The following is a 3,421-nucleotide window of genomic DNA, read 5'->3' on the forward strand; positions in this document are numbered from 1 at the left end:
TGGATCATGCCGGGCTCGCGGTCTGGCACGCCCATCTGCGGCCTGATCCAGACGAAAGGCCCCGGGCCTGCCCGGGAGGGGTTCGCGGTTACCGGGTCAGTTGAGCGGAGGTGTGCCGAATCGGCTGGGAAGGCCCAGTTTGCCAGGGTTGAGAATGCCGGCCGGGTCCAGGGCGGCCTTCACCGCGACGAACGTCGCGAAGCCCGCGCCCAGGGATTCCTCCAGGTAGGGGCCGCGCAGCAGTCCGCAGCCGTGGTGGTGGCTGAGCGCCGCCGCATGGCGGATGAGGACGGCGTTGGCGGCGTCCCACACCGAGCGGTACCAGTCGCGCCGCGACTCGGGAGCCACGTCACCGCGCAGCGAGAAGTAGACGCAGGCGCCGTCGGTGTAGGCGTGCGACTGGTGCGCCGAGGCGGCCAGGGTGCCGGGCACCGACTGGATCGCGGCGACCACCTCGTCGTAGATCACCGGGAGGTCGGTCCAGGACGCGGCCATCTCCAGCGTGTCGGCGACGAAGCCCGGACCCGGCGTGAAGCCGTCCGCGGACTTGCCGACGAGCATCCGCTCGTCCAGCCAGCGCTCGAAGACCGCCTTGGAGTCCAGCTCGGGTCCGTACGCGGAGCAGACCTCGGCCGCCACCTTGATCGAGGCGTCCACGATCGTCGGGTCGCCCTCGTCGGCGATCAGCAGGAGATTGGTCTCCGGGTGGCCGAAGTGCGTACCCGACTCCAGGGTGTCGTACAGCCGCAGCACGGCCGGGGTCGCACCGCGCTGCATGATCTCGCGGCAGGCGTCCAGGCCTTCCGCGAAGGTCTTGAAGCCGAACGCGACGGCGTTCGCGAACGTAGGCAGCGGGTGGACGCGCAGCCGGGCCGAGACGATGACCCCGAGGGTGCCCTCGGAGCCGATGAACAGCTGGCGCAGGTCCGGGCCGACCGCCGCGCGGGCGTAGTCGCCGTACGTGGCGCGGGTGCCGTCCGCGTGGATCACGTCCACACCGACGACCATGTCCTCGATCTTGCCGTAGCGCGTGGAGAGCTGACCGGCGCCGCGGCAGGCGATCCAGCCGCCGACCGTGGAGACGGCGAAGGCGGAGGGCCAGTGGCCGGTCGTGACGCCGTACTCCTCCTGGAGCTGCTTCTCGAAGAGGTCGCCGAACATGCCGGCCTCGACGTCCACGACGTTCGACCCGGCGTCGAAGCCGGTGATCCGGTTCAGCGCGCACACGTCCAGCACCACACCGCCGAAGACCGGCAGCGCCGCGCCCGTGACGTTCGAGCGGCCCGCGGACGGGGTGACCGGAATGCCCGCCTCGTGGCAGATCCGCAGCACGGCCGCGATCTGGTCCGCGTCGGCGGCCTCGACGACCACGGCGTCCGGCGTCGCGGGACGGCCCTCGGTCTCGCCGATCATCGAACCGGCCCACCAGTCACGGGTCCGGGTGACGACCTCGTCGCGCTCCACGTGCACGGCGTGCGCGGCCTCGCGCAGCGCCTCGACCACGCTCTCGGGGACCTGGACCGGGTTGACCTGGAGCGCGGCCTCGCCGTCCCCGATCGGGGTGTTCTGCGCCCATTTGGCGAAGCTGGGGGCACCGATCGTGTAGTTGCCCCGGTTGAACGGGTGGGTGATGGTCTGACGGCTGATCATGCTGCTGCCCCTTCGAGGAGTACGGACTTTTCGTGACGGACGGCTGCGAGGTACTCGGAGACCGAGCGGTCCACCTCGGCCTCCGTGAGGTTCAGTTCCCGGCCGAGGATCGCGCCGACCGCGCCCGCCGCCTCGGCGGAGGCGTCCCGGGCGAACAGCCGGGCGCGCATCCGGCGGGAGAGGACGTCGTCGACCGAGCGGGCCAGCTCGGCGCGGGCCGCGTACACGACCTCGGCCCTGGTGTACGGGAGCCCCGCGACGATCGGCTCGGACAGCGTCGGGTCCTCCTGGATCAGGTCGCCCACGAAGCGGGCCTCGGTGCCGAAGCGCTCGCCCAGGTGGGCGGCGATACCACCGGAGGCGGCCACGGCCTCGGCGTCGTACCCGGAACCGCCGAGCAGCGGGAGGTCGCTGGTGCGGCTCTTCCCCTTGCGGCCCAGGACCGTCATCACCTTGTCGATGACGAGCTCGCCCATGTGGCGGCTGGTGGTGAGCTTGCCGCCGGTCACGGTCACCATGCCGGTGCGGCCGATGCTGATGTGGTGGTCGCGGCGCATGTCGAGCGTCGCGCCCTCCTTGCCGCCGACCAGCGGGCGCAGCCCGCCGATGGAGCCGACCACGTCGTCCGGGGTGAGCTTCCCCTCGAAGGCGGTGTTGGCGCCCTCCAGCAGGAAGTCCATCTCCTGGCGGGTGCAGTGCACATCGTCGGGGGAGCCCTGGTAGTCCTCGTCCGTGGTGCCCAGCACGACGCTGTTGCCCCAGCGGGTGCAGGTCGCGCGGCGGGCCCGGCCCGGGATCGGCACGGTGACCGTGCAGTTGATCCGCACCTTGTCCCAGGGCACCACGATGTGGACGCCCTTGGCGGGCCGTACCTGCGGCTTGTGGCCGTCGACGGCCTTCGCGTCCAGCTCGTCGGTCCACACCCCGGTGGCGTTGACGACGGCCCGCGCCCGGATGTCGACACTGTCGCCGTCCACCGAGACGCGGGCCCCGGCGACCTTGCCGCTCTGCATCAGCAGGCCCTCGGCCTTGGCACCGTTGAGGACCGTGGCCCCCAGTGCCGCCGCGGTCCGCACGATGGTCAGCACGAGCCGCGCGTCGTCGGTGCGGGCGTCGAAGTACATCAGCCCGCCCTGGAGGTTCTCCGCGCGCAGCGTCGGCGCCTGCGCGAGGACCTCGGGCACGGTGAGCCGCTGGTGGAGCTTGCCGATCCGCCAGCCGCCGACCAGGTCGTACGTCCACAGCAGGCCCTCGAAGCCCTTGGCGAGGCGGGCGTCGAAGATGCCCTCCTTCTCCAGGATCGGGAAGAGGAACGGCAGCCGGTGCACCAGGTGCGGGGCGTTCTTGCGGAAGCGGTGCCGCTCCAGCAGCGAGTGGCGTACGAGGTTGACGTTGCCCTGCTCGATGTAGCGCAGGCCGCCGTGGACCATCTTCGAGGACTTCGACGACGTGCCGGAGGCGAAGTCGTCCTTCTCGACCAGCGCCGCGCGCAGACCGCGCGAGGCCGCGTCCAGCACGGCGTACGCGCCGGTGATGCCGCCGCCGATGACGAGCACGTCGTACGTGTCGTCGGCCAGCCGGCGCTTGGCCGCCGCGCGGTCCAGCAGCAGGGGCGTCCGGCGGGTGGCCGCGGCACTGCGCCGCGGCTTCCGGGCGGGCATGGTGATCACAACATCAACTCCTGGTGTTTCGGTGCGGCGGCCGCGTGGTCGGGTACCGGCCGCCGGCTGACGGGTGAGGGGCCGTCAGTGGGGGGTGAGGGGTGTGAGTG

Annotated in this window: 2 protein-coding genes; both read right to left on the reverse strand. The window is 71.8% G+C overall.

The window, feature by feature from the left end; genetic code table 11:
- Positions 1-96: 96 nt before the first annotated feature.
- Positions 97-1,650, reverse strand: a complete 1,554-nt coding sequence (locus J1C73_RS01375) for an FAD-binding oxidoreductase (RefSeq protein ID WP_207314695.1) — start codon at positions 1,648-1,650, stop codon at positions 97-99.
- Positions 1,647-3,320 carry a glycerol-3-phosphate dehydrogenase/oxidase gene (locus J1C73_RS01380; RefSeq protein WP_207314696.1) on the reverse strand — a complete coding sequence of 558 codons (1,674 nt, stop codon included), beginning with the start codon at positions 3,318-3,320 and terminating at the stop codon, positions 1,647-1,649. The genes J1C73_RS01375 and J1C73_RS01380 overlap by 4 nt, the downstream gene beginning before the upstream one ends.
- Positions 3,321-3,421: the final 101 nt, after the last annotated feature.

This window comes from Streptomyces laculatispora, from assembly GCF_017353455.1.
Lineage (GTDB): Bacteria > Actinomycetota > Actinomycetes > Streptomycetales > Streptomycetaceae > Streptomyces > Streptomyces laculatispora.